The 21821-nt window shown below is 68.4% G+C and carries 25 protein-coding genes; 13 read left to right on the plus strand and 12 right to left on the minus strand.

Going from position 1 to position 21821, the window contains the following annotated elements:
* Nucleotides 1-98 precede the first annotated feature (98 nt).
* Together ACFOPH_RS06790 and ACFOPH_RS06795 are read right to left on the minus strand one after the other, a co-directional pair.
* Nucleotides 99-455 (minus strand): YciI family protein, encoded by a 357-nt coding sequence (locus ACFOPH_RS06790; protein ID WP_379734339.1) that lies wholly within the window; start codon nt 453-455, stop codon nt 99-101.
* 128 nt (nt 456-583) lie between these two features.
* Nucleotides 584-1462: a PLP-dependent cysteine synthase family protein gene (locus ACFOPH_RS06795; protein WP_312550399.1), complete on the minus strand. Its 879-nt coding sequence runs from the start codon at nt 1460-1462 to the stop codon at nt 584-586.
* Nucleotides 1463-1668: 206 nt separating this feature from the next.
* Between ACFOPH_RS06795 and ACFOPH_RS06800 the strand changes: the two genes are divergently transcribed.
* The 3 genes from ACFOPH_RS06800 to ACFOPH_RS06810 all read left to right on the plus strand — a co-directional run bounded on the left by ACFOPH_RS06800 (nt 1669) and on the right by ACFOPH_RS06810 (nt 3392).
* Nucleotides 1669-2091, plus strand: a complete 423-nt coding sequence (locus ACFOPH_RS06800; protein WP_379734341.1) for a hypothetical protein — start codon at nt 1669-1671, stop codon at nt 2089-2091.
* A 120-nt stretch (nt 2092-2211) separates the two neighbouring features.
* Nucleotides 2212-2766 carry a M23 family metallopeptidase gene (locus tag ACFOPH_RS06805; RefSeq protein ID WP_379734343.1) on the plus strand — a complete coding sequence of 185 codons (555 nt, stop codon included), beginning with the start codon at nt 2212-2214 and terminating at the stop codon, nt 2764-2766.
* An 83-nt stretch (nt 2767-2849) separates the two neighbouring features.
* Nucleotides 2850-3392 carry an ankyrin repeat domain-containing protein gene (locus ACFOPH_RS06810; RefSeq protein WP_312550391.1) on the plus strand — a complete coding sequence of 181 codons (543 nt, stop codon included), beginning with the start codon at nt 2850-2852 and terminating at the stop codon, nt 3390-3392.
* Between the two features lie 125 nt (nt 3393-3517).
* Here ACFOPH_RS06810 and ACFOPH_RS06815 read toward each other — a convergent pair whose 3' ends face one another.
* Complete coding sequence (locus tag ACFOPH_RS06815; protein ID WP_312550392.1) at nt 3518-4696, minus strand: 4-hydroxybenzoate 3-monooxygenase; 1179 nt, start codon at nt 4694-4696, stop codon at nt 3518-3520.
* 126 nt (nt 4697-4822) lie between these two features.
* Here ACFOPH_RS06815 and ACFOPH_RS06820 point away from each other — a divergent pair, with 126 nt between their 5' ends.
* The 4 genes from ACFOPH_RS06820 to map all read left to right on the plus strand — a co-directional run bounded on the left by ACFOPH_RS06820 (nt 4823) and on the right by map (nt 7142).
* Nucleotides 4823-5758: a helix-turn-helix domain-containing protein gene (locus tag ACFOPH_RS06820; protein ID WP_312550393.1), complete on the plus strand. Its 936-nt coding sequence runs from the start codon at nt 4823-4825 to the stop codon at nt 5756-5758.
* Between the two features lie 12 nt (nt 5759-5770).
* A complete protein-coding gene (locus ACFOPH_RS06825; RefSeq protein WP_312550394.1) occupies nt 5771-6073 on the plus strand; it encodes a hypothetical protein in 303 nt (100 codons plus the stop codon).
* 86 nt (nt 6074-6159) lie between these two features.
* On the plus strand, nt 6160-6372 hold the full coding sequence (locus ACFOPH_RS06830) for a ParD-like family protein (protein WP_312550395.1): 213 nt from the start codon (nt 6160-6162) through the stop codon (nt 6370-6372).
* Nucleotides 6369-7142, plus strand: a complete 774-nt coding sequence (gene map, locus ACFOPH_RS06835) for a type I methionyl aminopeptidase (RefSeq protein WP_312550396.1) — start codon at nt 6369-6371, stop codon at nt 7140-7142. Before ACFOPH_RS06830 ends, map begins: the two co-directional genes overlap by 4 nt.
* Before the next feature lie 53 nt (nt 7143-7195).
* Here the strand turns inward: map and ACFOPH_RS06840 are convergent, their stop codons facing one another.
* On the minus strand, nt 7196-8632 hold the full coding sequence (locus ACFOPH_RS06840) for a hypothetical protein (protein WP_379734347.1): 1437 nt from the start codon (nt 8630-8632) through the stop codon (nt 7196-7198).
* A gap of 115 nt (nt 8633-8747) precedes the next feature.
* Nucleotides 8748-9521 carry an IclR family transcriptional regulator domain-containing protein gene (locus ACFOPH_RS06845; protein WP_312553157.1) on the minus strand — a complete coding sequence of 258 codons (774 nt, stop codon included), beginning with the start codon at nt 9519-9521 and terminating at the stop codon, nt 8748-8750.
* 141 nt (nt 9522-9662) lie between these two features.
* Here ACFOPH_RS06845 and pcaH point away from each other — a divergent pair, with 141 nt between their 5' ends.
* From pcaH to ACFOPH_RS06870, 5 genes are all read left to right on the plus strand, one after another.
* A complete protein-coding gene (pcaH, locus tag ACFOPH_RS06850) occupies nt 9663-10355 on the plus strand; it encodes a protocatechuate 3,4-dioxygenase subunit beta (RefSeq protein ID WP_312553159.1) in 693 nt (230 codons plus the stop codon).
* Between the two features lie 10 nt (nt 10356-10365).
* A complete protein-coding gene (locus ACFOPH_RS06855; protein WP_379734350.1) occupies nt 10366-10887 on the plus strand; it encodes a protocatechuate 3,4-dioxygenase in 522 nt (173 codons plus the stop codon).
* A 133-nt stretch (nt 10888-11020) separates the two neighbouring features.
* Nucleotides 11021-12424 (plus strand): 3-carboxy-cis,cis-muconate cycloisomerase, encoded by a 1404-nt coding sequence (pcaB, locus tag ACFOPH_RS06860; RefSeq protein WP_312553163.1) that lies wholly within the window; start codon nt 11021-11023, stop codon nt 12422-12424.
* Complete coding sequence (gene pcaCD, locus ACFOPH_RS06865; RefSeq protein ID WP_379734352.1) at nt 12421-13683, plus strand: bifunctional 4-carboxymuconolactone decarboxylase/3-oxoadipate enol-lactonase PcaCD; 1263 nt, start codon at nt 12421-12423, stop codon at nt 13681-13683. Before pcaB ends, pcaCD begins: the two co-directional genes overlap by 4 nt.
* 47 nt (nt 13684-13730) lie before the next feature.
* Entirely contained in the window at nt 13731-14108 is a 378-nt protein-coding gene (locus ACFOPH_RS06870; RefSeq protein WP_312553167.1) for a cupin domain-containing protein, read from the plus strand.
* A gap of 101 nt (nt 14109-14209) precedes the next feature.
* Here the strand turns inward: ACFOPH_RS06870 and ACFOPH_RS06875 are convergent, their stop codons facing one another.
* Together ACFOPH_RS06875 and ACFOPH_RS06880 are read right to left on the minus strand one after the other, a co-directional pair.
* On the minus strand, nt 14210-15178 hold the full coding sequence (locus ACFOPH_RS06875; RefSeq protein ID WP_379734354.1) for a PDR/VanB family oxidoreductase: 969 nt from the start codon (nt 15176-15178) through the stop codon (nt 14210-14212).
* On the minus strand, nt 15175-16218 hold the full coding sequence (locus tag ACFOPH_RS06880) for an aromatic ring-hydroxylating dioxygenase subunit alpha (protein ID WP_312549559.1): 1044 nt from the start codon (nt 16216-16218) through the stop codon (nt 15175-15177). The genes ACFOPH_RS06875 and ACFOPH_RS06880 overlap by 4 nt, the downstream gene beginning before the upstream one ends.
* A 206-nt stretch (nt 16219-16424) precedes the next feature.
* Between ACFOPH_RS06880 and ACFOPH_RS06885 the strand changes: the two genes are divergently transcribed.
* The gene (locus ACFOPH_RS06885; RefSeq protein WP_312549561.1) at nt 16425-16877 is read left to right on the plus strand and encodes a MarR family winged helix-turn-helix transcriptional regulator; all 453 of its coding nucleotides are present in this window, start codon (nt 16425-16427) and stop codon (nt 16875-16877) included.
* A gap of 232 nt (nt 16878-17109) precedes the next feature.
* On the opposite strand, the gene ACFOPH_RS06890 is transcribed toward ACFOPH_RS06885, so the two are convergent.
* From ACFOPH_RS06890 to ACFOPH_RS06910, 5 genes are all read right to left on the minus strand, one after another.
* Nucleotides 17110-18285, minus strand: a complete 1176-nt coding sequence (locus tag ACFOPH_RS06890) for an ABC transporter substrate-binding protein (protein WP_379737874.1) — start codon at nt 18283-18285, stop codon at nt 17110-17112.
* A gap of 164 nt (nt 18286-18449) precedes the next feature.
* Nucleotides 18450-19151, minus strand: a complete 702-nt coding sequence (locus tag ACFOPH_RS06895; protein ID WP_312549565.1) for an ABC transporter ATP-binding protein — start codon at nt 19149-19151, stop codon at nt 18450-18452.
* Complete coding sequence (locus ACFOPH_RS06900; protein WP_312549566.1) at nt 19144-19896, minus strand: ABC transporter ATP-binding protein; 753 nt, start codon at nt 19894-19896, stop codon at nt 19144-19146. The genes ACFOPH_RS06895 and ACFOPH_RS06900 overlap by 8 nt, the downstream gene beginning before the upstream one ends.
* Nucleotides 19893-20873 (minus strand): branched-chain amino acid ABC transporter permease, encoded by a 981-nt coding sequence (locus tag ACFOPH_RS06905; protein WP_379737876.1) that lies wholly within the window; start codon nt 20871-20873, stop codon nt 19893-19895. The genes ACFOPH_RS06900 and ACFOPH_RS06905 overlap by 4 nt, the downstream gene beginning before the upstream one ends.
* Nucleotides 20874-20953: 80 nt before the next feature.
* On the minus strand, nt 20954-21820 hold the full coding sequence (locus ACFOPH_RS06910; protein WP_312549567.1) for a branched-chain amino acid ABC transporter permease: 867 nt from the start codon (nt 21818-21820) through the stop codon (nt 20954-20956).
* Nucleotide 21821 lies beyond the last annotated feature (1 nt).

Raw genomic sequence — 21821 nt, forward strand, 5'->3', positions numbered from 1 at the left:
GAAAGAAGCCGGCCCGGAACGGCTGTCCCGTGCAAACCGGCCTACATCACCACGACGAACGGGCGCGCCGGAAATCGACACGCCATGCAAAAAAATTTTCAGCTCTCGAAACAAGGCGCGAGGGCGCGCACCTCGACGGTCGCCCACTCGGCCGCCGGACAGCGGGCAGCGAGTGCCAGCGCTTCCTCGCGGGTGGCGACGTCCACATGATAGAAGCCGCCGATCATTTCCTTGGCCTCGGCGAAGGGACCGTCCACTACCCGCGCCTGGCCGTCCTCGAGGGTCACGCGCGCCGCCTTCGACAGCGGCGCCAGCGACTGGGCGCCCAGCAGCACGCCTTCCTCGCGCAGGGCGTCGCCGAAACGCAGCATGCGCTCGTACAGGGCGCGGCCCTCCGGCTCGCTGCGCGTGGCGCGCTGGCCGACGGGTTCCTGGATCAGCAACATATACGACATGGGTATGTCCTTTTGGGAAGTAGACAAGGAGTCAAGCGGCATTCTACGGCCACGCGCGACATTCGAGCACGCTGCGGCGCGCAAAATATCCGGCGCGCACTATCGTGCCCCGTGTCTCCGCCCCGCCATCAGAAATACTTGGACAGGTAAAAGGCGCCAGAATCCGGAAACACCGTCGCCACCCGCGCGCCCTTCAGGCGCGGCAGCAGCCGGGCGATCCCGGCGCTCACGCAGCCGCTCGAGCCGCCGGCCAGGATGCCCTCCTCGCGCGCCAGGCGCTGGACCCAGGCCAGGGCTTCTTCGTCGGGCACCTGGACCACGTCGTCGACGACGGCCGGATCGAAGCTGCAGGCGGGCTGGCGCTTGCCGACGCCCTCGACCAGGGTGGCGAACTGTCCGTCCGCCCTGTCGTCCGTGACCAGCTGGCGGTAGGCGGAATGCAGGGGTTCGACGCCGATCACGCGCACGCCGGGCGCCTGCTCCTTCAGGTAGCGGCCGATGCCGGAAATGGTGCCGCCGGAGCCGATGCCGCACACGAAGACGTCGATCTCGCCGGCCAGCTGGCGCCACAGCTCGGGGCCGGTATCGCGGTAATGCGCCTCGCGGTTCAGCGCCGAGCGGTACTGATCGAGCTGGAAGGCGCCGGTCTCGCGCGCGATCTCCTCGGCCGCGGCGTGGTAGTCGGGACCATCGTCGACGCTGCAGGGGTGGACCCGGGCGCCATAGGCGGCAATGCGCTTCTTCTTCTCGCAGCTGGTGGCGGCCGGCACGGTCACGTCGCAGTCCAGCCCGTAGACGGCGCTGGCCATCGCCAGCGCGGCGCCGGTATTGCCCGACGAACTCTCGACCACGCGTCGGGTGCCGGCCGGCAGCGCGCCCAGCATGTGGCGCACCATCCTGTCCTTGATGCTGCCGCCCGGGTTCATGTATTCGAGCTTGGCGACAACCTGGGCGTCGGGAAAGACGCGCCCGAGCCGGACCACCGGGGTGTTGCCAATCGCGTCCATCACGGAATTCCTGACCTGGCTTTGCACGTTTCCCTCCCTAAAAAGTTGCCAAAAGGAAAGGCTAACACACGTCGGCCAATCGTGGCGTCAGATTGAATCCGCACTCCGTCCGACAGTTCCTACAGGCGCATCGCACTCTCTCCTATTGTCCGTCATGCCACGGCGGTTACCATCGACCCATCGACACGTGAACGCAGGAGGCGACAATGGGCGAGAACAAAGGTCATGGCATGAAAGGCAACAACTACGACGAACTGAGCGGGGTCGGCACCAGCAGCGCCGGCATCACCGGCACCACCGGCAACCTGAACAACGGCGTGCGCGACGGCGGTATCGGCAAGCCTTCGGCGCGCGACGCGGGCAACCGCGCCGGCAACCGGCAATCGGCCGAGCTGGACGACGGCGACGTGACGCCGGCGCTCGGCACCGGCACCCGCGGTTCGGCCGGCAACAAGCAGGGTGGACAGCCGCGGCAATCCGGTTCCCTGCAGTCCGGTTCGCAGCAGTCGGGCTCGCAGCAATCCGGATCCCAGCAGGGCCAGCCGCAGCAGGGCCAATCGCAGCAGTCCGGCGCGCAGGAGGGATTGGGACGCAGCCTCGACCAGGACGTGATGGGCAAGGAGCAGTAAGCCCGCCGGCGGCGCAGCGCCGCCGCTTGCCACTTCCAGGCGCGGGCGCCGGGCATGTGCCGGCGCCCGCTCATTCACGCGCCCTGCGCACCGGCACGGGCGCACCGACAAAGCTCAACGATGCGAATACTGCTGCGCAGCCTGGTCCTGATCGCCCTGTTCGTCGGCGCCTATGCCCTGGTCGGCCCTTACGCGAAGAACATGCTGTACGCGATGCGCCTGGCTTCCCTGCCCGCGCCGATCAGCCTGCCGGTGCCGGTGCGCGGGGTGCAGGAACGCGCCCTGCGCGACACCTGGGGCGGCGCCCGCAGCGGCGGCCGCAGGCACGAAGGCATCGACATCTTCGCGAAGCGCGGCACGGCCGTGATCTCGAGCACCGAAGGCGTGGTGCTCCGCGTCGGCACCAACCGGCTCGGCGGACAGGTGGTCTGGGTGCTCGGCCCGGGCGGCCAGCGCCACTACTATGCCCACCTGGACCGCTACGCCGACATCGAGAGCGGCCAGCGCGTGCGTCCGGGGACCATCCTCGGCTACGTCGGCACCACCGGCAACGCGGCCGGCACGCCGCCTCACCTGCACTATGGCATCTACGAGGCCGGCGGCGCCATCAATCCGTATCCGCTGCTGCGCGGGCAGGCAGGGGCGCCGGCGCGCCAGGCCACGCCGGCACGCTGAAGGCCGCTACGCCCCAGCAGGCGGCGACAGCGATTCTGCTGCTGTGATGTAATGAGGCCGTGACCACCGAACAGGAGAAACCGATGCAAGCGCAGGAACCGCCCCGCCCCGCCAACCCCGGGGAGCTCGACGAAGACACCCTGGCCTTCGTGCGCCGGGTGTTCCAGCACGCGCGCACCGGCGAGGCCGGCGAACTGGCGACCCTGCTCGGCCAGGGCCTGCCGCCGAACCTGCGCAACGAACGCGGCGACAGCCTGCTGATGCTGGCCTGCTACCACGGCCACCAGGACGCGGCCCGGGTGCTGCTCGAGCACGGCGCCGATCCGGAACTGCTGAACGACGCCGGCCAGACCCCGCTCGCCGGCGCCGCCTTCAAGGGCGACCTGGCGGTCGCGACCCTGTTGCTCGACAACGGCGCCCAGGTCGACGCCGCCGGCCCGAACGGCAAGACGGCCCTGATGATCGCCGCCATGTTCAACCGCGTCGACATCGCCCGCCTGCTGCTGGCGCGCGGCGCCGATCCGCTGGCCGTGGACGCGGCCGGGATCTCGGCCAGGGAGGCCGCGGCGAAGATGGGGGCGCACGACGCGGTCGCGCTGCTGACGGCAACCGTCGAAGAGCGCTGACCCGGCCATACAGAAACGCTCGTGCTTGCGACGTAGGGTGGGCGCCCCGTGCCCACGCGTGAAGCCTGCGTCATGTTGGCCTTAACAAAGCCCTGCGCCTGCACCAACGTCGCCCGGCCAAACGCCTAGAACGCCCCCACATAATTCTCCGCCAGCGCCGTGCTCATCGCCCGCGACGCCACCACGTTCTCCAGCTCCGCCCGCTGCACCTGCCGCTCGAACGGCGAGGCATCTGCGAAGGTATGCAGCATGCGCGTCATCCACCACGAGAAGTATTCGGCGCGCCAGATGCGCTTCAGGGCCTCGTCCGAATAGCGCTCCAGCCCGTCCTCGCTGCCCTGCTTGTAGAAGCGCTCCAGCGCCTGCGACAGCAACTTGACGTCCGAGATCGCCAGGTTCATGCCCTTGGCCCCGGTCGGCGGCACGATGTGGGCGGCGTCGCCGGCCAGGAACAGGCGCTTGTGGCGCATCGGCGCGCACACGAAACTGCGCATGCCGATGATCCCCTTCTGGAAGATGCGTCCTTCGTTGAGCTTCCAGCCGTCGTCGTGCTCGAGCCGGGCGTGCAGCTCGGCCCAGATGCGGTCGTCCGACCAGTTGTCGACGTGGTCCTTGGGATCGCACTGGAAGTAAAGCCGCTGCACGGTCGGCGAGCGGGTCGACACCAGGGCGAAGCCGCGCTCGTGCTGGGCGTAGATCAGCTCATCGGAGGATGGCGCCGACTCGACCAGGATGCCGAACCAGCCGAAGGGATAGGTGCGCTGGAAGTCCTGGCGCAGGTTTGCAGGAATCGCCGGGCGCGAGACGCCGTGGAAGCCGTCGCAGCCGATCACGAAGTCGGCCTCGATGCGCCGCGCCTCGCCCTGGTGCACGAAGGAGACGGCGGGACGCTCGGTGTCCCGCTGTGCATCGATATTGTGCAGCGCGACCTCGCCCGTTTCGAACAGGATCTGCCCGCCGGCCGCCAGGCGCGCCGCGACCAGGTCGATGATCACTTCGTGCTGCGGATAGACCGTGATCGCCTTGCCGGTCAGCTCAAGCAGATCGATGCGGTGGCGGCGCCCGCCGAAGGCGAACTCGACGCCGTGGTGCAGCGCGCCTTCCTTGCGCATGCGTTCGCCGACGCCTGCATCGTTGAGGATGTCCATGCTGCCCTGTTCCAGCACGCCGGCGCGGATCGTCGCCTCGATGTCAAGACGGCTGCGCGTTTCGAGCACGATCGATTCGATCCCGTTCAGGTGCAGCAGGTGGGAAAGCAGAAGGCCGGCCGGGCCGGCGCCGACGATGGCGACCTGGGTGCGCATGGTATGTCTCCGTGTTTTGTTCGATATGCCCTCATCGTAGTCGGCGCGCGATGCGATATGAATGGATCAAACCGGAAAAAACTTGTACTATTTTTGCACTTCTTCTCGTCCATATCGTGAGTCGCCATGCCGACGCAGCACGCTGCCCTCCCCGCCCGCATCCCCCAGTTCGCCCTGTACGGCGAGCTGACGCGGGGCACGGATGCCGAAGGTGTCCACGTCGAGCTGATCGAAACGCGCAGCCGCAAATACGACTGGCATATCGACACCCACACCCATGCCGGCCTGTTTCAGGTACTTTTTTTACTCGGCGGACAGGTTCGCGCCAACATCGACGGTGCCCTCTGGGAATGCGCGGCGCCGGTGGCGCTGACCATCCATCCCGGGCTGCCGCACGGCTTCGATTTCTCGGAGGAGGCGCACGGCTACGTCCTGACCATCGACCAGAACATGCTGTTCGCCGCCGCCGGCCACGAGGGCGACCTGTTCTCGCCGCTGTTCGTGCAGCCGCTGGCCATCGGCCTGGGCCCGGTGCCGGAGATGCGCGAGCGCATCGAGGCCCTGCTGCGGAACCTGATCCAGGAAGCCGCCTGGCCGCGCCAGGGCCACACCCTGATGCTCGAGTGGCTGGCGCGCAGCACGCTCCTGATGCTGGTGCGTGCGCACGCCGAACGGCGCCTCGCCGACACCTCGGGGCGCGGCGACTTCGCGCTGTTCAGCCGCTTCCGGGTCGAGGTCGAGCGCCACTACAAGGAGCAGTGGCAGGTCGGGCAGTATTGCGCGCTGCTGCGCGTGGCGCCGACCCGGCTGAACCGGCTGTGCCTGAAGCTGTCGGGCAAGTCCGCCTTCGAGATCACCCAGGACCGCCTGATGCTGGAAGCCTGCCGCAAGCTGACCTACGTGCCGGCGGCGATCGCCAGCATCGCCTATGAACTGGGGTTCCAGGACCCGGCCTATTTCAGCCGCCTGTTCAAGAAGCTGGTCGGGGTGACGCCGAAGGAATTCCGTCAGCAGACCCAGGCGGCGGCCGAGACGGGCGCCCGCACCGACCACCAACCGTAAAGGGTGCACGACATGCCCAACATCTTCGCGGTCTTCGCCCTGCTCTTTACCGGCATCGCCGCCCTGCTGTTCTTCGCTCCGGAGCGGCGCCTGCTGAACTTCGTCGACTACGGCGACGCCGCGGCGGTTCGGCGCCTGAACCGCCATGCCGCACCGCGCATGCTGGTCCCGGCCGCGGTCAACGTCGGCTGCGCCATCGCCGCCCACCTGCATCCGACCTTGTCGGTGCCGCTCGTCTTCCTGACACCGCTGTCGGTCCTGGGCGTCGTGGCATGGATCGGGATCGGCGCGAGCCGCATGGGTCGCCCGGGCTAAGCAGCCGTCCGGGCTGACAAAACGCATTGCATTGCCGTACGCTCGGAATATATACTCCATATATGGATCATATATAGGAGACAGTCATGGGCATCGTGAACATCGACGACGAACTGCACGACCAAGTGCGCAAGGCCAGCACGGTGAGCAACCGCTCCATCAACGCCCAGGCCGCGTTCTGGATCAGGATCGGCATGCTGTGCGAACTGCACCCGACACTGAGCTTTAACGAGATCGTGGTGCGCGAACTGCGTGCCGCCGGGGTCGAGGCGCCGGTACTGGCGCGGGCGGCCGCATGATCAAGCAGCCCGAGGAAATCGCGCTGATGGCGGAGTCGGGCCGGCTGCTGGCCAGCGTGTTCGGCCATCTCGACGGCCTGGACCTGGCCGGCATGTCGACCATGCAGGTGAACGACCTGGTCGAGCGCTACATCGTCGACGAACTGCATGCACGCCCGGCGAGCAAGGGCCAGTACGGCTTCGCCTACGTGCTCAATTCCTCGCGCAACAACGTGGTCTGCCACGGCGTGCCCTCCACCACCGAATTCCTGCGGGACGGCGACATCGTCAACCTCGACATCACCCTGGAGAAGAACGGCTACATCGCCGACTCCAGCAAGACCTACCTGGTGGGCGAGGTGTCGGCGGCGGCGCGGCGCCTGGTGCGGGTGACCTACGAGGCGATGTGGGCCGGCATCCGGGCGGTGCGTCCCGGCGCCACGCTGGGCGACGTCGGCCATGCGATCGCGCGCCACGCCCGCGAGCACGGCTATTCGGTGGTGCGCGAATACTGCGGCCACGGCATCGGCCGCGAGATGCACGAGCCGCCCCAGGTGCTGCACTGGGGCCGGCCGCGCACCGGACTGCCGCTACGCGAAGGGATGGTGTTCACCATCGAGCCGATGCTGAACCAGGGCCGGCCCGAAGTGCGCGACGAAGACGATGGCTGGACGGTCGTCACGCGCGACGGCGGCCTGTCCGCCCAGTTCGAGCACACGGTGGCGGTGACGCAGGGCGGCGTGCGCGTGCTGACGCTGCGCGCGGACGAGCGCGACCCGGGCGCCGCCTGAGGGGAACGGGCCGGGACGCAGGATATTGCGCAGGCCGCTAGCCGGCGGCCAGCCTAGCGTCCACGGCAGACGAAGCCGTATTTGGTCATGCTGCAGCCCTGCTTGATGCACTGGGTCGCGTGATAGCCGTGCGCCCGGCATGCCTTCAGGGTTTCCGACAGCGAGTCTTCCGCGTCCAGGGGCGCTTCGTTCGCCGCGGCCGGTGCGCGTGCGACCTGGCGCACCGGCTCGCGCTGGCGCGTTTGCTTCGCCGGCGCGGCTGCCGCGCCAGGCGCCTTCGGTGCAGTCTGCGCCTTCGCTTTCGGTGCCGTCTGCGCCTTCGGCTTCGCTGGCGTCTCGGCATTCGGCTTCGCTGGCGTCTGCGCCTTCGGCTTCGGCGCCGCCTGCGTTTTCGGCGTTGGCGGCGTCTGGGCCTTCGGCTTCGGCGCCGGCGTTACCGGTGCTTCTTGCACGGCGGCGGCCGGCTTCCCGGCAGCGACAGGTGCCGGCGCCGGTGCCGGCGCTTGGCCGCCGACCGCCGCCTGGGCCGGCTGTTCGCGTTTGACGGGAACGCCCGGCTGCTCTTCCAGCATCACGAGGGGCGGCACGGCCGCCGATGGACGGCGCGCGGCCGCGGGTGCCGGCGCGGCAGCGTCGACGCCGGCTTCCTGGGCGCCCTGCGGCACGGCGGGCGCCGCTGCGGCCAGGCCCTGGATCGGGCGCGGATCCTCCTTTGCCGCACCGGCGATGAGCGCGAGCGCGCCGGCATCGCGGCGCTCCTGGTACCACCAACGCCCACCCAGGACCAGCAGCACAGCCGCGAGCAGGCAGGCGGCCCAGGCCAGGTAACGCGGCCCGGAACGCGAGAAACCGCGCGCGGCGGGCGTGAACGGGTCGGCCCCAGGCGCTTCGGCCACGGCCGGCCCGGCGGCGACGGGGTCGGCAACCGTGGGGTCGGCGATCACGGGGTCGGCGATGAACGGTTCGGCCGCTTGCCGCGCCGGCGCGGGCGGCGTGAAGTCGAAGCTGGGCTCACGCGGCGCGCCGGCGCCGCGCATCGGAACGGGAATCGGGTCCGGCTCGGCCTCCGAGGCGGGGATGGCGGACTGGGACGGCGCCGCCACCGGGTGAAGGCTCGGCGCGGGGGCGGCATCGGCCGGCGCCAGCGCCGGTTCCTGGCGTTCGCCTAGCGGCACGAGCTGCGCTTCGAGGGCGGCCAGTTCCTCCACCAGCCTGTCCAGCTCCTGGGCGGTCGATTCTTCGGGCAGCGCCGGTGCTTCCGCCAGTGCCGCCGGTTGCTGTATCGTCTGTGGTGCTGCGTCGCCGGGCGCCTGCCCTGCCGGGTTCTGGCGCCATACGCCGCGCGCGGCGCGCGACCTGGCGGCCGGGGCATCCACCGCAGGTGCGACCTGGGCCGCATCTTGTTCCGCCTTCGGCGTGCCGCCTGCCTTGGGCGGCGTAAAGGAAAAATTGGCGTTCTGACCTATGTCTTCAAGCAATTGCGTCTTCATGATGTGCTACCCACTTCGCGTTCCAAGGGTAGAGCTTAGCGCTTTTCCAAGATCCGGCTGGCGCGGTTTGTAAGCAGATGTGAGCCGGGGCTTGAAAGCCTGCCCCCGGCGCCTCTCACAGCAAGGCGCCCAGCTCCACCTGGATCTTGATCATTGCCGGCAGGCAGCGCTCCACCATCTGCTCCACCGGCAGCCGGGCCGCATGCACGCTGACGTTCATCGCCGCCACCACCTCGCCGCGAAAGTTGCGCAAAGGAACGGCCACCGTGCGCAGGCCCAGCTCCAGTTCCTGGTCGACCAGGGCATAGCCTTGCGTCCGCGCCCGCGCGATCTCCAGCGCCAGGCGTTCCTTGTTGACGATGGTATGGAGGGTGATCTGCTCCGGCGCGGCGCGCTCGAGGAAGCGGGCGATGCTTTCCTGCGGCAGGCTGGCCAGCAGCATGCGCCCGTTGGCCGTGCAATAGGCCGGCACCCGGGTGCCCGGCTGCAGCGTCGCCGAGACCAGCTGGCCGGCGCTGACCGCGGCCACGCAGACCAGCTGGTCGTCGTCGAGCACGCCGACCGAGGCCGCCTCGCCCAGCGAATAGGCCAGCCGGTACAAGAGCGGCTGGGCGATGCGCGGCAGGCGCGCCGAATGCAGGTAGGACTGGCCGAGGCGCAGGACGGCCGGCGTCAGCGAGAACAGCTTGTTCTCGTGGCGCATGTAGCCGAGGTGGGTCAGCGTGATCAGGTAGCGGCGCGCGGCGGCGCGGGTCAGGCCGGTTGCTTCGGCCACCTCGGCGATCGTCAGGCGCGAGCGCTCCTGGTCGAAGGCTTCGATCACCTTCAGACCTTTTTCGAGTCCGGCGACGAGGTCGCGCTCTAAAGGCAAGTCGGTTTCCACGCTCATCAGCAAATATTCAAGGAGTTGTGCGAGTATCGCACAAAGCGTGCGCATTGCGGACGCCGCGCGACCTCGGCCGCTTGTGAGTGCGTGGCACATTGCCTACCATTTTCCGGCACCGACAAGTCCAACCGAAGGAGACACGCCGTGAAATTCGAGAGCATCGAGCCGGGCACCTGGCCGGAACTGATCTACCCCGCCTACAAATCCACCGTCAAACGCGGCCCGCTGCAGCCGAACCTGCGCATCGAGGCGCCGGTGCCGGTGACGCGGAACGTCGTCACCGAGCCGCGCATCCTGCTGCCGCACGACGCCGACCTGACCGCGGTCGGCGCCAGCGAGCCGCTGGGCGAGAAGATCGTCGTCACCGGGCGCGTCGTCGACGAGGACGGCAAGCCGGTGCGCAATTCGCTGGTCGAGGTCTGGCAGGCCAACTCGGCCGGCCGCTACTGGCACAGCAAGGACCAGCACGCCGCGCCGCTCGACCCGAACTTCTACGGCCTGGGCAAGATGCTGACCGACGACGAGGGCCGCTACCGCTTCGTCACCATCAAGCCCGGCCCCTACCCCTGGGGCAACCACGACAAGGCCTGGCGTCCGGCCCACATCCACTTCTCGCTGTTCGGCAACGTCCATGCCCAGCGCCTGGTGACCCAGATGTACTTCCCGAACGACCCGCTGTTCGACTACGACCCGATCTTCCAGAGCGTGCCCGACGAGGCGGCGCGCCAGCGCCTGATCTCGCGCTTCAGCCTGGAGCACACGGTCGGCAGCGAAATGCTGGGCTACGAATTCGATATCGTCCTGCGCGGACGCAACGCCACGCCGATGGGCCTGTAAGGAGAACAGCATGACGAACATCACCACCTCGCAAACCATCGGCCCGTTCTCGCACGAAGCCTGGAAATGGGCGTCCGACGCCTCGCTGCCCGGCAACCTGAAGATCGACGGCCCGAGCGTCCTGGTCAGCGGCGTCATCCATGACGGCGATGGCAATCCGATCAACGACGCCCAGATCGAAGCCTGGACGCCGGAATGCGCCGCGCTCGAACCCGACCACCTGGTGCCGGGCTTTCGCCGCGCGCCCAGCGGCGCCGACGGCGAATTCAGTTTCCGCCTGCCGCTGCCCCAGCCGGCCACCCGCGGCGAGCCGGTCGCCTACGTGACCGTGTTTGCGCGCGGCCTGGTCAAGCACCAGTTCACCGCCGTCTTCCTCGAGGACGACAGCGGCCTGGCACAGTCGGCGATCCTGAACCAGGTGCCGGAAGCACGCCGCGCGACCCTGCTGGCGCGCAAGAACGGCGACGGACAGTATCATTGGGACATCTGGATGCAGACCGAGAAAGAGACCGTCTTCTTCGACTACGCCTAAGTGCGCATAACAATTCCCCCTATGGCTGCGTTGCACCGTCTCGCCGTACTAGCGTACTGTCTTCGCCGGTGCGCCTTGCCCTAGGGGTTTTGTTACACGCCCCACGTATTATTCAAGCCCCACAGGAGCCGCAGTGAGCGTTTCGATTTTCGACAGTTTCCTGACCACCTCCGACATGATCGCCGCTTTCGACGACGCGGCGGTCGTCCAGGCCATGTTCCGCTTCGAAGCAAGCCTGGCGCGGGCCCAGGCCGCCGAGGGGCTGGTCCCGCAAGAAGCGGCGAGCGCGATCGCCGGCGTGTGCAAGGCCGAGCTGTACGACATCCCGGCCCTGATCCTGGCCGGCCGCCGCGCCGGCAGCCTGGCGATCCCCCTGGTCAAGGAGCTCACGCGCACGGTCGCCCTCTACGACGAAGCGGCGGCGCGCCACGTGCACCGGGGCAGCACCAGCCAGGACGTGATCGACAGCGCGCTGGTGCTGGTCACGCGCGACGCCCTGCGCCTGCTCGACGACGGGCTGCACGCGCTGTGCGGCCGGCTGCTGCGGCTGGCCGAGGGCCACCTGTCCACCCCGGTGCTGGCGCGCACGCTGATGCAGCCGGCCCAGGTGACGAGCTTCGGCTTCAAGGCCGCCGGCTGGCTGGCGCCGCTGGTGCGCGCCCGCGCCCGCATCCGCGAGGCGGCCGCACGCGCCTTGCAACTGCAACTGGGCGGCGCGGTCGGCACCCTGTCGGCCATGGGCGAGCGCGGGACCCTGGTCGCCGAACGCATGGCGCAAGACCTTGGCCTGAAGCTGGCCGACAGCGCCTGGCACACCCAGCGCGACGAGTGGGTCCGCCTCGGCATGGAGGTCGCGGTCCTGGCCGGCAGCCTGGGCAAGCTGGCGACCGACCTGAGCCTGATGGCCCAGGGCGAAGTCGCCGAACTGGCCGAGCCTTCCGGCGGTGGCCGGGGCGGCTCTTCGGCCATGCCGCACAAGCGCAACCCGGTGTCGTCGATGATCGCGCTGGCTGCCGCCCGTCGCACGCCCCAGCACGCCGCCGCCCTGCTGGCCTGCATGAACCAGGAACACGAGCGCGGTCTCGGCAACTGGCAGGCCGAGCTGGCCGAATGGCCGAACCTGTTCCTCTCTGCCCACGGCGCCCTGCACGCCCTGGACGAGGCCTTTGCCGGCCTGCAGGTCGACGGGGGGCGCATGCGGAGCAACATCGAATCCCTGCATGGCCTGGTGTTCGCCGAAGCCGCCTCGAGCTACCTGGCCGGCGCCATCGGCCGTCCGGCAGCGCACGCGCTGCTGGAAGACCTGTCGCGGCAGGCCAATGGCGAGCGCGGATTGGAAGACCTGCTGCGCGCCGCCGTGCGGGCCGATCCCGCACTGTCCGCCCAGGTCGACCTCGACGGCCTGGCGCGGGTGTTCGACCCGGTCGCCGCCGCCGAGCCGGCCCGCCGCCTGGCCGAACGCCAGCTGCAGTCCCTGCGCGCCGACATGGCCGCTTTCGAGGCCACCCACCCATTTCACGAGCAGATCACAGCATGAGTTTCGACCCCCTAGACCATGATTTCGAACGCGGCCTGCAGAACCGTCGCAATGTCCTCGGCAACGCCTGGGTCGACCGTTCCCTCGACAAGGCCACCGGCTTCAACGCCGACTTCCAGAACTTCATCACGCGCTACGCCTGGAACGAGATCTGGGGCCGGCCTGGCCTGGACCACAAGACCCGCCGCGCCATCGTCCTCTCGATCACCATCGCCCTCGGGCGCTGGGAAGAATTCGAGCTGCACGTGCGCGCCGCCCTGCTGGGCGACGAGGGCAGCCGCCTCACGCCCGACGAGATCAAGGAAATCCTGATGCAGTCGGCGATCTACGCCGGCGTGCCGGCCGCGAACACGGCATTCGCGCATGCCCAGGCGATCCTGCGCGAGGTGGGCCCGCAGATCGGCTACGAACTGGAACCGGCTGCGCCGGCCGCCGCCGTCCACGCCGGCAACGGCCGCGCGGGCCGCACCGCCTCGGCGCCGATCCTGCACTACAGCGTGCGCGAACCGAGGAGCGGCAAGGCGCCGCGCCATACCGTGGTGCTCAGCCACGCCCTCGGCTGCGACCTGACCATGTGGGATGACCTGGCGAACGCGCTGGCCCTGGAACACCGCGTGATCGCCTACGACCACCGCGGTCACGGCAGCTCGGATGCACCGGACGCGCCCTATGCGATGGCTGACCTGGCCGACGACGCGGCGCGCCTGCTGCGCGAACTCGATACCGGGCCGGTGGTCTGGGTCAGCCTGTCGATGGGCGGCATGGTGGGCCAGGAACTGGCGCTGCGCCATCCGTCGCTGGTGCGGGCCCTGGTGCTGGCGAATACCACCAGCGGCTACCCGGAAGCGGCGCGCGCCGTCTGGGAGCAACGCATCGCCACCGTGCGCGAACAGGGCATCGAGGCCATCGCCGACGCCGTCATGGGCCGCTACTTCCACGACGCCTTCCGCGCCGGGAAAGCCGGGACCGTGGCGCGCTACCGCCGCCGCCTGACCAGCACCGACCCGATTGGCTACGTCGGCTGCTGCAACGCCGTCGGCCAGGTCGACACTACGGCCCGCCTGGCCCAGATCGCGGCGCCGGCCCTGGTGATCGCGGGCGAACTGGACCAGGGAACGCCGGTGGCGATGGCCCAGGCGCTGGCCGACGGCATCCCCGACGCCAGGCTGGTGGTCCTGCCCGAGGCCTCGCACCTGAGCGCGGTCGAGCAGCCGGCGGCATTCCGGCAGGCGGTGGCCGGGTTCATCGACGGGCTGTGATCGTGATGATAGGATGCGGGACGACCCGCGTAGCGACAGGAGCGCACATGTCCCTTCATCCCGAGCACACCTACGTCCACCTTGCCCCGGACGGCACCGCGCAGGAACTCGACGGCGCCGGCTTCTGGCGCCTGCCGCCCGAGGAATTCGCGCGTTATGGCAAGGGCTGGGTGATCAGCGAGTACGCCTATACCAGCGACTGGCCGAATTGGGAGATGCACCCGGAGGGCGACGAGTTCGTCTACCTGCTCTCTGGGGCCGTCGAACTGCTGTGTGAACAGGGCGGCGAGATCGTCACGACCACGCTGGAAGGCGCCGGCGCCGTGCTGGTGCCGCGGGGCGTCTGGCATACGGCGAAGGTGCGCCAGCCCAGCCGCGTGCTGCATGTCACGCGCGGCGCCGGGACGCAGACGCGACCGGCGTAGGGTGGGCGCGGCCGGCGTAGGCACGCCGTGCGCACGCGGGGATACGCGCCGCGTGCCGTGCTCTCACCCGTAGGGTGGGCACAGGGTGCCCACCCTACGTCCTACAGGTCCAGCACCAGCACCGGCGTCTTCGAGCGCGAGCAGCACGGCGTGAACTGGTCGTTCGCCGCCTGCTCCTCCTCGGTCAAATACATGTCGCGGTGGTCGGGCACGCCTTCGAGCACGCGGGTCAGGCAGGTGCCGCAGACGCCCTCCTCGCAGGAATAGGGAACCACGATCCCCTGCTCTTCCAGCACCTTGATCACGGTTTTCCCGGCCGGGATGGTGACCACCTTGCCGCTCGACGCCAGCTTGACGTCGAAAGCCCCGTCGCCCGAGGTGTCGACCGCCGCGGCGCTGAAGTACTCGACGTGCAGCTGCGCCGCCGGCCAACCTTGGGCCTTGGCGCTGTCCAGCACGTAGTCGATGAAGCCCTGCGGACCGCAGACGTAGACGTGGGTGCCGGCATCCGGCTGCGCCAGCAGCGCCGGCAGGTCGAGCTTCTGCGCGGCGTCGCCGCTGTCGTAGTGGAACTGGACCCGCGCCGCGAAGCCGCAGCCGGCCAGGCGCTCCTTGAACGCCGCCTTTTCCGGCGAACGCGCGCAGTAGTGCATCTCGAAGGCGGCGCCTCGTGCCGCCAGGGCTTCCGCCATGGCCAGGATCGGCGTGACGCCGATGCCGCCGGCCAGCAGCACCGTGCGCTGCGCGTCGACCAGCGGGAAGTGGTTTTTCGGCTCGCTGATCCGCAGGACCGAGCCGGTGTCGACGTGGTCGTGCATGGCTTGCGAGCCGCCGCGCGAGTCGGCGTCGCGCAGCACGCCGATCAGGTAGCGGTGGGTCTCGCCCGGCGCATTGCAGAGCGAGTACTGGCGCACCAGGTTGTCCTGCAGGTGGACGTCGACGTGGGCCCCGGCTTCGAAAGGCGGCAGGGCCTGGCCGTCGGTGCGCACCAGCTCATAGCTGCAGATGCCGTCGGCCTCGCAGGTCCGGCTCGCGACCCTGACTTCGATCGCGCCTTGAACGGTATTCATGCTGCCTCCACCTTCTGCTGCTCGCGCGCGATCCACCCGTCGATGATGCGGCGCGACTGCACGCCGCCGGCATCGATGTTCAGCATCAGCAGTTTGCGCTCCGGATGGCGCAGGATGTTCTGCTGCTGCAGTTCCAGCATCTCGCGGTCCTCGCTGAAGATCTTGCCCTGGCCTTCGCGGATGGTCTTCGTCAGCTCGGCGTCCTCGGGCTTGAAATGGCGCGCCATGCCCCAGAAGTACCAGTGCGAGGTCTCGGTCTCGGGCGTGATGAAGTCGACCACGATCGACGAGGCCTTGTGTTCGGAGGCGGCGTGGTAGCCGCCCTTGCCGGCGTGCGCGACGCCGACCTCGATCATCACGTGGCTGGGCGCATTGAAGCGGCAGATCTGCCAGCGGTCGACGGGGACGTCGTCGGCCAGGCCGTTGCCGCGCAGGGCCGCCTGCCAGAACGGCGGCGGCATGATGTTCTCCATGAAGCGGCTGGTCACGACCTGCTCGCCTTCGAGCTTGGTCGTGACCGGCGCCTCGTCGATCTCCTTCTGGCCGATGCTCGAGGCGTGGACGTAGGTCTCGTGGGTCAGGTCCATCAGGTTGTCGACCATCAGGCGGTAGTCGCAGTTGATGTGGTACAGGCCGCCGCCGTAGGCCCACTCCGGATTGTCGGCCCACTCGAGGTGGTGGATGGTCGCCGGGTCGGCCAAGGCCTTGTCGCCCGGCCAGACCCAGATGAAGCCGTAGCGTTCCTCGACGGCATAGCTGCGGATGCAGGGGAAGCCGCGCACGCGCTGGCCGGGCATCGCGATGGCCTTGCCTTCGCAGCCCATTTCCAGGCCGTGATAGCCGCAGACCAGGTTGCCGTCGCGGACAAAACCCAGCGAAAGCGGCGCGCCGCGGTGCGGGCAGAAATCCTCGACCGCGGCAACCTTGCCGCCCTGGCCGCGGTAGAACACGATCTTCTCGCCGCAGACCTGGCGGCCCAGCGGCTTGCCGTCGATTTCGTCGGGGGTGCAGGCGACGTACCACGCGTTTTTAGGGAACATCCTTGTCTCCATTAATGTTGTGCTAGTACTCAGCTGGATATTCAGCTGGCTACTCAGCTGGATATTCAGTACACTGAATGTTTAAAAAAGTATCACGCGTTTGCCGGACAAAGTAAACTGTGTTTTCACACTTTTTTGATGGTGCGGCGCACCACGTTTCGAACAGCACTATGCCGACAGAACAAGCACACGACAGCGAAGCCAGGATGCGCAATTTGTACGAACACCCGGGCCACCTGCTGCGGCGCGCGCAGCAGATCTCGGTGTCCCTGTTCTACGACGAGATGGGCGACGAACTGACGCCCGTGCAGTACGCGATCCTGAGCCGGCTGGCCGAGCATCCGGGAATCGACCAGGTGTCGCTGGCGGGGCTGGCGGCGATCGATACCTCGACCGGGGCCACAGTCTGTGCGCGGCTCGAGGAAAAAGGCCTGCTGGAGCGCAAGGTGCTGCCGCATAACCGGCGCCAGCGGGCGCTGAACATCACGCCCGCGGGTACGCGCCTGCTGGGCGAACTGGTGCCGGGGGCGCAGCGCCTGCGCGACCGGCTGCTGGCGCCGCTAAGCGAGGCGGAGCAGGCGCAGTTCATGGACTTGCTGGCCAAGCTGGTCAGGGAGAACAACGAGCGGAGCCGGGCGCCGCTGGCGTTGAAGGCATGATTTCGTAGGGTGGGCACTTGTGCCCACGCGGTGTCGCCTTGCGATCGACGGTGCAGTCACCGATGACCGATCCGCATCCCTTTCGGGGCTGTTGCCTGTTCTGTTCGTGGTGTGTTGAATCCGCGTGGGCACGAGTGCCCACCCTACGGATCACGCCGCGGACTTCCGCAGGAAAAACCCGACGAACCAACCTGGCTGCCGGAGACGACACCGCCTCCGGCAGCCCTGCCTTTTACTCCACGCCCGGGTCCTTGAACTTCTCGACCTTGTCGAACTCGACGTTGTAGATCCCGCCGTCGACCTGCTCGGCCTTGCGGATGTACACGGTCTGCACGATGTCGCGCGTGGCGGGGTCGATCGAGACCGGGCCGCGCACGCTGTTCCAGGCCATGCCCTTCATCGCTTCGACCAGTTTCGGCCCGGTGCTGTCGCCGTTGGTCTTTTTCAGCGCGGCGTACAGCATCTGCATGCCGTCGTAGGCGCCGACCGCGTGGAAGTTCGGGCGCATGCCCTTGTTGGCCTTGGTGAAGGCAGCGACAAACGCCTTGTTCTCGGGCGACGGGTGGGCCGCCGAGTAGTGGTGGCTGCTGACCACGCCCAGGGCGGCGTTGCCGATGCTCGGCATCAGGTCGTCGTCGAGCACGTCGCCGGTGGCGATCAGCCTGACGCCGGCGGCGGCCAGGCCGCGGTCGGTGAACTGCTTGAGCACGGCGGCGCCCTCGCCCGACGGTACGAAGACGAACACGGCATCCGGCTTGGCGTCCTTTACGCGCGCCAGGAAGGGTGCGTAATCGGGGTTGCGCAGCGGCGCGCGCAGGGTGGCGAGGATCTTGCCGCCGGCCTTGGTGAAGTCCTTGACGAACACCTTTTCGGCGTCGATGCCGGGGCCGTAGTCGGAGACGAAGGTCACCACCGACTTGATGTTGTTCTTCGCCGCCCACTGCGCCATCGGCGCCGTCACCTGGGCCAGGGTGAAGCCGCTCCTCACGATGTAGGGCGAGCGCTGCGGGATCACCGAGGTGGCCGCGTTCATGACGATCATCGGCACCTTGGCCTGGGTCGCCACCGGCGCCGCGGCAAAGGCCAGCGGGGTCAGGCCGAAGCCGGCCAGCACCTGCACCTTGTCGCGCGCGACCAGTTCCTGCGCGATGCGCTTGGTGACGTCGGGCGAGACGCCGCCGTCGTCCTTCAGGATGATCTGCACCTGGCGGCCGGCGACCGTGCTGCCGTTCTGCTGCATGAACAGCTTGACGGCGGCGTCGACCTGGCGGCCGGTCGAGGCGAAGGGGCCGGACATCGGGACGATCAGGCCGACCTTCAGGGGCTCGGCGGCGTGGACGCTGCCGGCGGCCAGGCCGGCGGACAGCGCGGCGGCGCCGAGCAGGATGGTGCGGCGGGTAGTGTTCAGTTTTGACACGTTGTCTCCTTGGTTTTTATGGATGTATCGGATTCGTAGGGTGGGCGCCCCGTGCCCACGCGTGACGCATGAACATTGTTGACGGTGTAAACGAACCCAAACCACGCCAACAATGATCGACGTTCACGCGTGGGCACCGGGGCGCCCACCCTACGTTACGCAACGGCCACGAGCCGGTCGAGCTTCTCGCCATCGGCCAGCAGGCTGGCCGAATCCGAGTCGTGCACGATGCGCCCGCGGTCCAGCACGATCGCGCGCGCGGTCAGCGACAGCGCCAGGCGCGCGTGCTGCTCGACCACGATCACCGACATGCCCGACTCAAGCACCAGGCGGCGGATCACGCGCACCAGTTCCTGCACGATGATCGGCGCCAGGCCCTCCATCGGCTCGTCCAGCAGCAGGATGCGCGGGTTGGTCATCAGGGCGCGGGCGATGGCCAACATTTGTTGCTCGCCACCCGACAATTGATTGCCCATGTTCGCGCGGCGCTCGTGCAGGCGCGGGAAGATCTCGTAGATCTTGGCCAGGTTCCAGGGACCGGGCCGCTCCACCACCGTCAGGTGTTCCTCGACGGTGAGCGAAGGGAACATGTGGCGCTCCTGCGGCACCCAGCCCAGGCCCGCGCGCGAGCGCTTCCAGGTCGGCACGCGCGCGATGTCGCCGCCGGCCCAGCGGATCGACCCCTTGTGCAGCCGCGTCAGGCCCATCAGCGTCACCAGCAGGCTGGTCTTGCCGACGCCGTTGCGGCCCAGGAGGGCCAGGCTGTCGCCCTCGTTCATCGTGAACGACACGTCTTCGAGCACGATCGACTCGCCGTAGCCGGCCGTCACCTTGTCCAACGCCAGCAGTTCAGGCATGTTCGGCCTCCCCCAGGTAAACTTCCTTCACGCGCGGATCGGCCGCGATTTCCTCGGGCGTCCCTTCGGTCAGCACCTTGCCGCCCACCAGCACCGTAATGCGGTCGGCGAAGCGGAACACCAGGCCCATGTCGTGCTCGATGAAGAGCACGGTCACGTCGCGCGGCAGGCCGGCGATGACCTCGAACAGCTCGCGGGACTCAAGCGAGGGAATGCCGGCGGCCGGCTCGTCCAGCAGCAGGATCTTCGGTTTCGTCGCCAGCGCCAGCGCGATCTCGACCAGGCGCTGCTTGCCGTAGGCCATGCTGCGCGTGATGCTGTTCGCCTCGTTCGTCAGCTTCAGCGTGGCCAGCAGGGCCATCGCCTCCTCGACCACGTCGGCGTGTTTCGCCACCGTCTTCCACCACACCTTCTGCAGGCCGCGGCGCTCGCAGATCGCCAGCATCACCGACTCGAGCACGGTCATGCCCGCGAACAGGGTGTTGATCTGGAAGGTGCGGGTCATGCCGCGCTTGACGCGCTCGTGCTGCGCCAGTTTCGTGATGTCCTCGCCGCCCAGGAACACCTTGCCGCTGCTGGGCGGGAAGCCGCCCGTCAGCAGGTTGATGAAGGTGGTCTTGCCGGCGCCGTTCGGGCCGATCAGCGCATGGCGCGCGCCCGGCTCGAAGGTCAGCGAGATGTCGGTGTTCGCCTTGAAGCCGCCCCACTGCTTGGACAGGCCCTCGGTACGCAGGGTATCGGTCATGCTGCCTCCTTGCGCTTGAAAATCCGCGCATAGATCTTTTCCAGGCCGCCGAGGATGCCGCCGCGTGCGAACAGCACGATCAGCACCAGCAGCAGGCCGATGTAGAACTGCCAGTAGGTCGGATCGAAGCCCGAGATCTTGTCCTGGGCCACCATGAACACGGCCGCGCCGATCAGCGCGCCGTACAGGCGGCCGGTACCGCCCAGCACCAGCATGATCAGCAGTTCCGCCGAACGCGGAAAGCCCAGCACGTCCAGGCCCACGAACTGGGTGGTCTGGGCCAGCAGCGCACCGGCCACGCCGGCGATCGCGGCGCCCAGGGTGAACACGGCCACCAGGCGGCGGTCGACGTTGGCGCCGATCGCCGGCATGCGCCGTCCGCCCTCGCGGATGCCGCGCAGCGACAACCCGAACGGCGAGTTCACTACGCGGCGCATCGCCACGAACAGGAGGAACAGCACGGCGAAGCTGTACCAGAAGGCGGTCTTGCCGTACAGGTCGAACTCGAAGGTGCCGAACAGCGGCGCCATCGCCATGCCCGACAGGCCGTCGACGCCGCCGGTGATGAAGGCGGCCTTGTTGGCGGCTTCGAACAGCATCAGGCCAATGCCGAGGGTGACCATCAGGCGCGCCAGGTCCTGGCCGCGCACCACCAGGAAGCTGACCAGGAAGCCCGCCACCGCCGCCACCGCCGCGGCCGCGAACAGGCCGGACACCGGCTCGCCCCAGCCATGCACCGACAGCAGGCCGGCGGTGTAGGCGCCCAGGCCGAAGAAGGCCGCGTGGCCGAGCGAGACGATGCCGGCGTAGCCCAGGATCAGGTCGAGCGACATTGCGAACAGGCCGATGATCATGATCTGGCTGACCAGCACCAGGTAGTCCGGGAAAAGGAAGTAGGACGCGACCGGCAGCAGCCAGAACGCGATCTCGAACGCCTTCCAGCGGTCGTTCGGCAGGCGCAGCGCGGCGTGGTCCATGGCCGGCCTGGCGCTATCGCCTGGGGCCTGCGGCGCCCCGGCGCCAGCCTTGGCCTTGATGGCGGATGTGGTATAGGCGTTCATGCTTTCCTCCGTACGAGGCCGAACGGGAACAGGATCAGGAGCACGACCATCAGCGTATAGATGACGAAGGCGCCCACTTCCGGCACATAGTATTTGCCGGCGACGTCGAACACGCCGAGGATCAGGGCCGCGATCAGCGGACCCTTGATGGAACCGGCGCCGCCCACGGCCACCACCAGCAGGAAGTAGACCATGTACTTGATCGGGAAGCTCGGATCGAGGCCCAGCACGTCGATGCCCAGGCCGCCGCCGAGGCCCGCCAGGCCCGAGCCCAGCGCGAAGGTCAGCGAGAACACGCGGCTGACGTTGATGCCCAGGCCTTCGGCCGCGGTCTGGTTGTCGACCGAGGCGCGGATCTGGGCGCCGAAGCGGGTGCGTTCGATCAGCAGGTAGAGGCCGAGCGTCACCAGGACCACGACCGCGATCAGGAACAGGCGGTAGGCGCCGAGGTCGAGGCCCAGCACGTGCACCTGGCCGCGCAGCCAGTCCGGCAGGTGCACCGGCTGCTGGGTCGGCCCGAACAGGAAGGTGGCGCCGGCGACCGCCATGAAGGTCAGGCCGATCGAGAACAGCACCTGGTCCAGGTGGGTGGCTTTATACAGCTGGCGGTACAGGCTGCGCTCGAGCACCAGGCCGACCACGGCCGCCGCGATAAAGGCGAGCGGCAGCGTGGCGAGGAAAGGCAGCCCGAGCCTGGACAGCAGGCTGACGCAGACGTAGCCGCCGACCATGGCGAAGGCGCCGTGGGCCAGGTTCACGAAGTTCATCATGCCCATCGTGACCGACAGGCCGACGCTGATGAGGAATAAAAGGGCACCGTAGGCGATGCCGTCGAACAGCACACCGATGAAGTTACCGATCATG

It is taken from the genome of Massilia haematophila (assembly GCF_042647645.1).
GTDB classification, from domain to species: Bacteria; Pseudomonadota; Gammaproteobacteria; order Burkholderiales; family Burkholderiaceae_D; genus Telluria; species Telluria haematophila.

What these genes read in the sequence shown, in the direction of transcription:
- ACFOPH_RS06845 (WP_312553157.1), bottom strand. Translation starts at nt 9,521, where the DNA reads ATGAGCGTGGAAACCGACTTGCCTTTAGAGCGCGACCTCGTCGCCGGA.
- ACFOPH_RS06870 (WP_312553167.1), top strand. Translation starts at nt 13,731, where the DNA reads ATGTCCCTTCATCCCGAGCACACCTACGTCCACCTTGCCCCGGACGGC.
- ACFOPH_RS06885 (WP_312549561.1), top strand. Translation starts at nt 16,425, where the DNA reads ATGCGCAATTTGTACGAACACCCGGGCCACCTGCTGCGGCGCGCGCAG.
- ACFOPH_RS06880 (WP_312549559.1), bottom strand. Translation starts at nt 16,218, where the DNA reads ATGTTCCCTAAAAACGCGTGGTACGTCGCCTGCACCCCCGACGAAATC.
- ACFOPH_RS06875 (WP_379734354.1), bottom strand. Translation starts at nt 15,178, where the DNA reads ATGAATACCGTTCAAGGCGCGATCGAAGTCAGGGTCGCGAGCCGGACC.
- ACFOPH_RS06900 (WP_312549566.1), bottom strand. Translation starts at nt 19,896, where the DNA reads ATGACCGATACCCTGCGTACCGAGGGCCTGTCCAAGCAGTGGGGCGGC.
- ACFOPH_RS06905 (WP_379737876.1), bottom strand. Translation starts at nt 20,873, where the DNA reads ATGGACCACGCCGCGCTGCGCCTGCCGAACGACCGCTGGAAGGCGTTC.
- ACFOPH_RS06820 (WP_312550393.1), top strand. Translation starts at nt 4,823, where the DNA reads ATGCCGACGCAGCACGCTGCCCTCCCCGCCCGCATCCCCCAGTTCGCC.
- ACFOPH_RS06840 (WP_379734347.1), bottom strand. Translation starts at nt 8,632, where the DNA reads ATGAAGACGCAATTGCTTGAAGACATAGGTCAGAACGCCAATTTTTCC.
- ACFOPH_RS06800 (WP_379734341.1), top strand. Translation starts at nt 1,669, where the DNA reads ATGGGCGAGAACAAAGGTCATGGCATGAAAGGCAACAACTACGACGAA.
- ACFOPH_RS06855 (WP_379734350.1), top strand. Translation starts at nt 10,366, where the DNA reads ATGACGAACATCACCACCTCGCAAACCATCGGCCCGTTCTCGCACGAA.
- pcaCD (WP_379734352.1), top strand. Translation starts at nt 12,421, where the DNA reads ATGAGTTTCGACCCCCTAGACCATGATTTCGAACGCGGCCTGCAGAAC.
- ACFOPH_RS06895 (WP_312549565.1), bottom strand. Translation starts at nt 19,151, where the DNA reads ATGCCTGAACTGCTGGCGTTGGACAAGGTGACGGCCGGCTACGGCGAG.
- ACFOPH_RS06795 (WP_312550399.1), bottom strand. Translation starts at nt 1,462, where the DNA reads ATGGACGCGATTGGCAACACCCCGGTGGTCCGGCTCGGGCGCGTCTTT.
- map (WP_312550396.1), top strand. Translation starts at nt 6,369, where the DNA reads ATGATCAAGCAGCCCGAGGAAATCGCGCTGATGGCGGAGTCGGGCCGG.
- ACFOPH_RS06830 (WP_312550395.1), top strand. Translation starts at nt 6,160, where the DNA reads ATGGGCATCGTGAACATCGACGACGAACTGCACGACCAAGTGCGCAAG.
- ACFOPH_RS06810 (WP_312550391.1), top strand. Translation starts at nt 2,850, where the DNA reads ATGCAAGCGCAGGAACCGCCCCGCCCCGCCAACCCCGGGGAGCTCGAC.
- ACFOPH_RS06825 (WP_312550394.1), top strand. Translation starts at nt 5,771, where the DNA reads ATGCCCAACATCTTCGCGGTCTTCGCCCTGCTCTTTACCGGCATCGCC.
- ACFOPH_RS06805 (WP_379734343.1), top strand. Translation starts at nt 2,212, where the DNA reads ATGCGAATACTGCTGCGCAGCCTGGTCCTGATCGCCCTGTTCGTCGGC.
- ACFOPH_RS06815 (WP_312550392.1), bottom strand. Translation starts at nt 4,696, where the DNA reads ATGCGCACCCAGGTCGCCATCGTCGGCGCCGGCCCGGCCGGCCTTCTG.
- ACFOPH_RS06910 (WP_312549567.1), bottom strand. Translation starts at nt 21,820, where the DNA reads ATGATCGGTAACTTCATCGGTGTGCTGTTCGACGGCATCGCCTACGGT.
- ACFOPH_RS06790 (WP_379734339.1), bottom strand. Translation starts at nt 455, where the DNA reads ATGTCGTATATGTTGCTGATCCAGGAACCCGTCGGCCAGCGCGCCACG.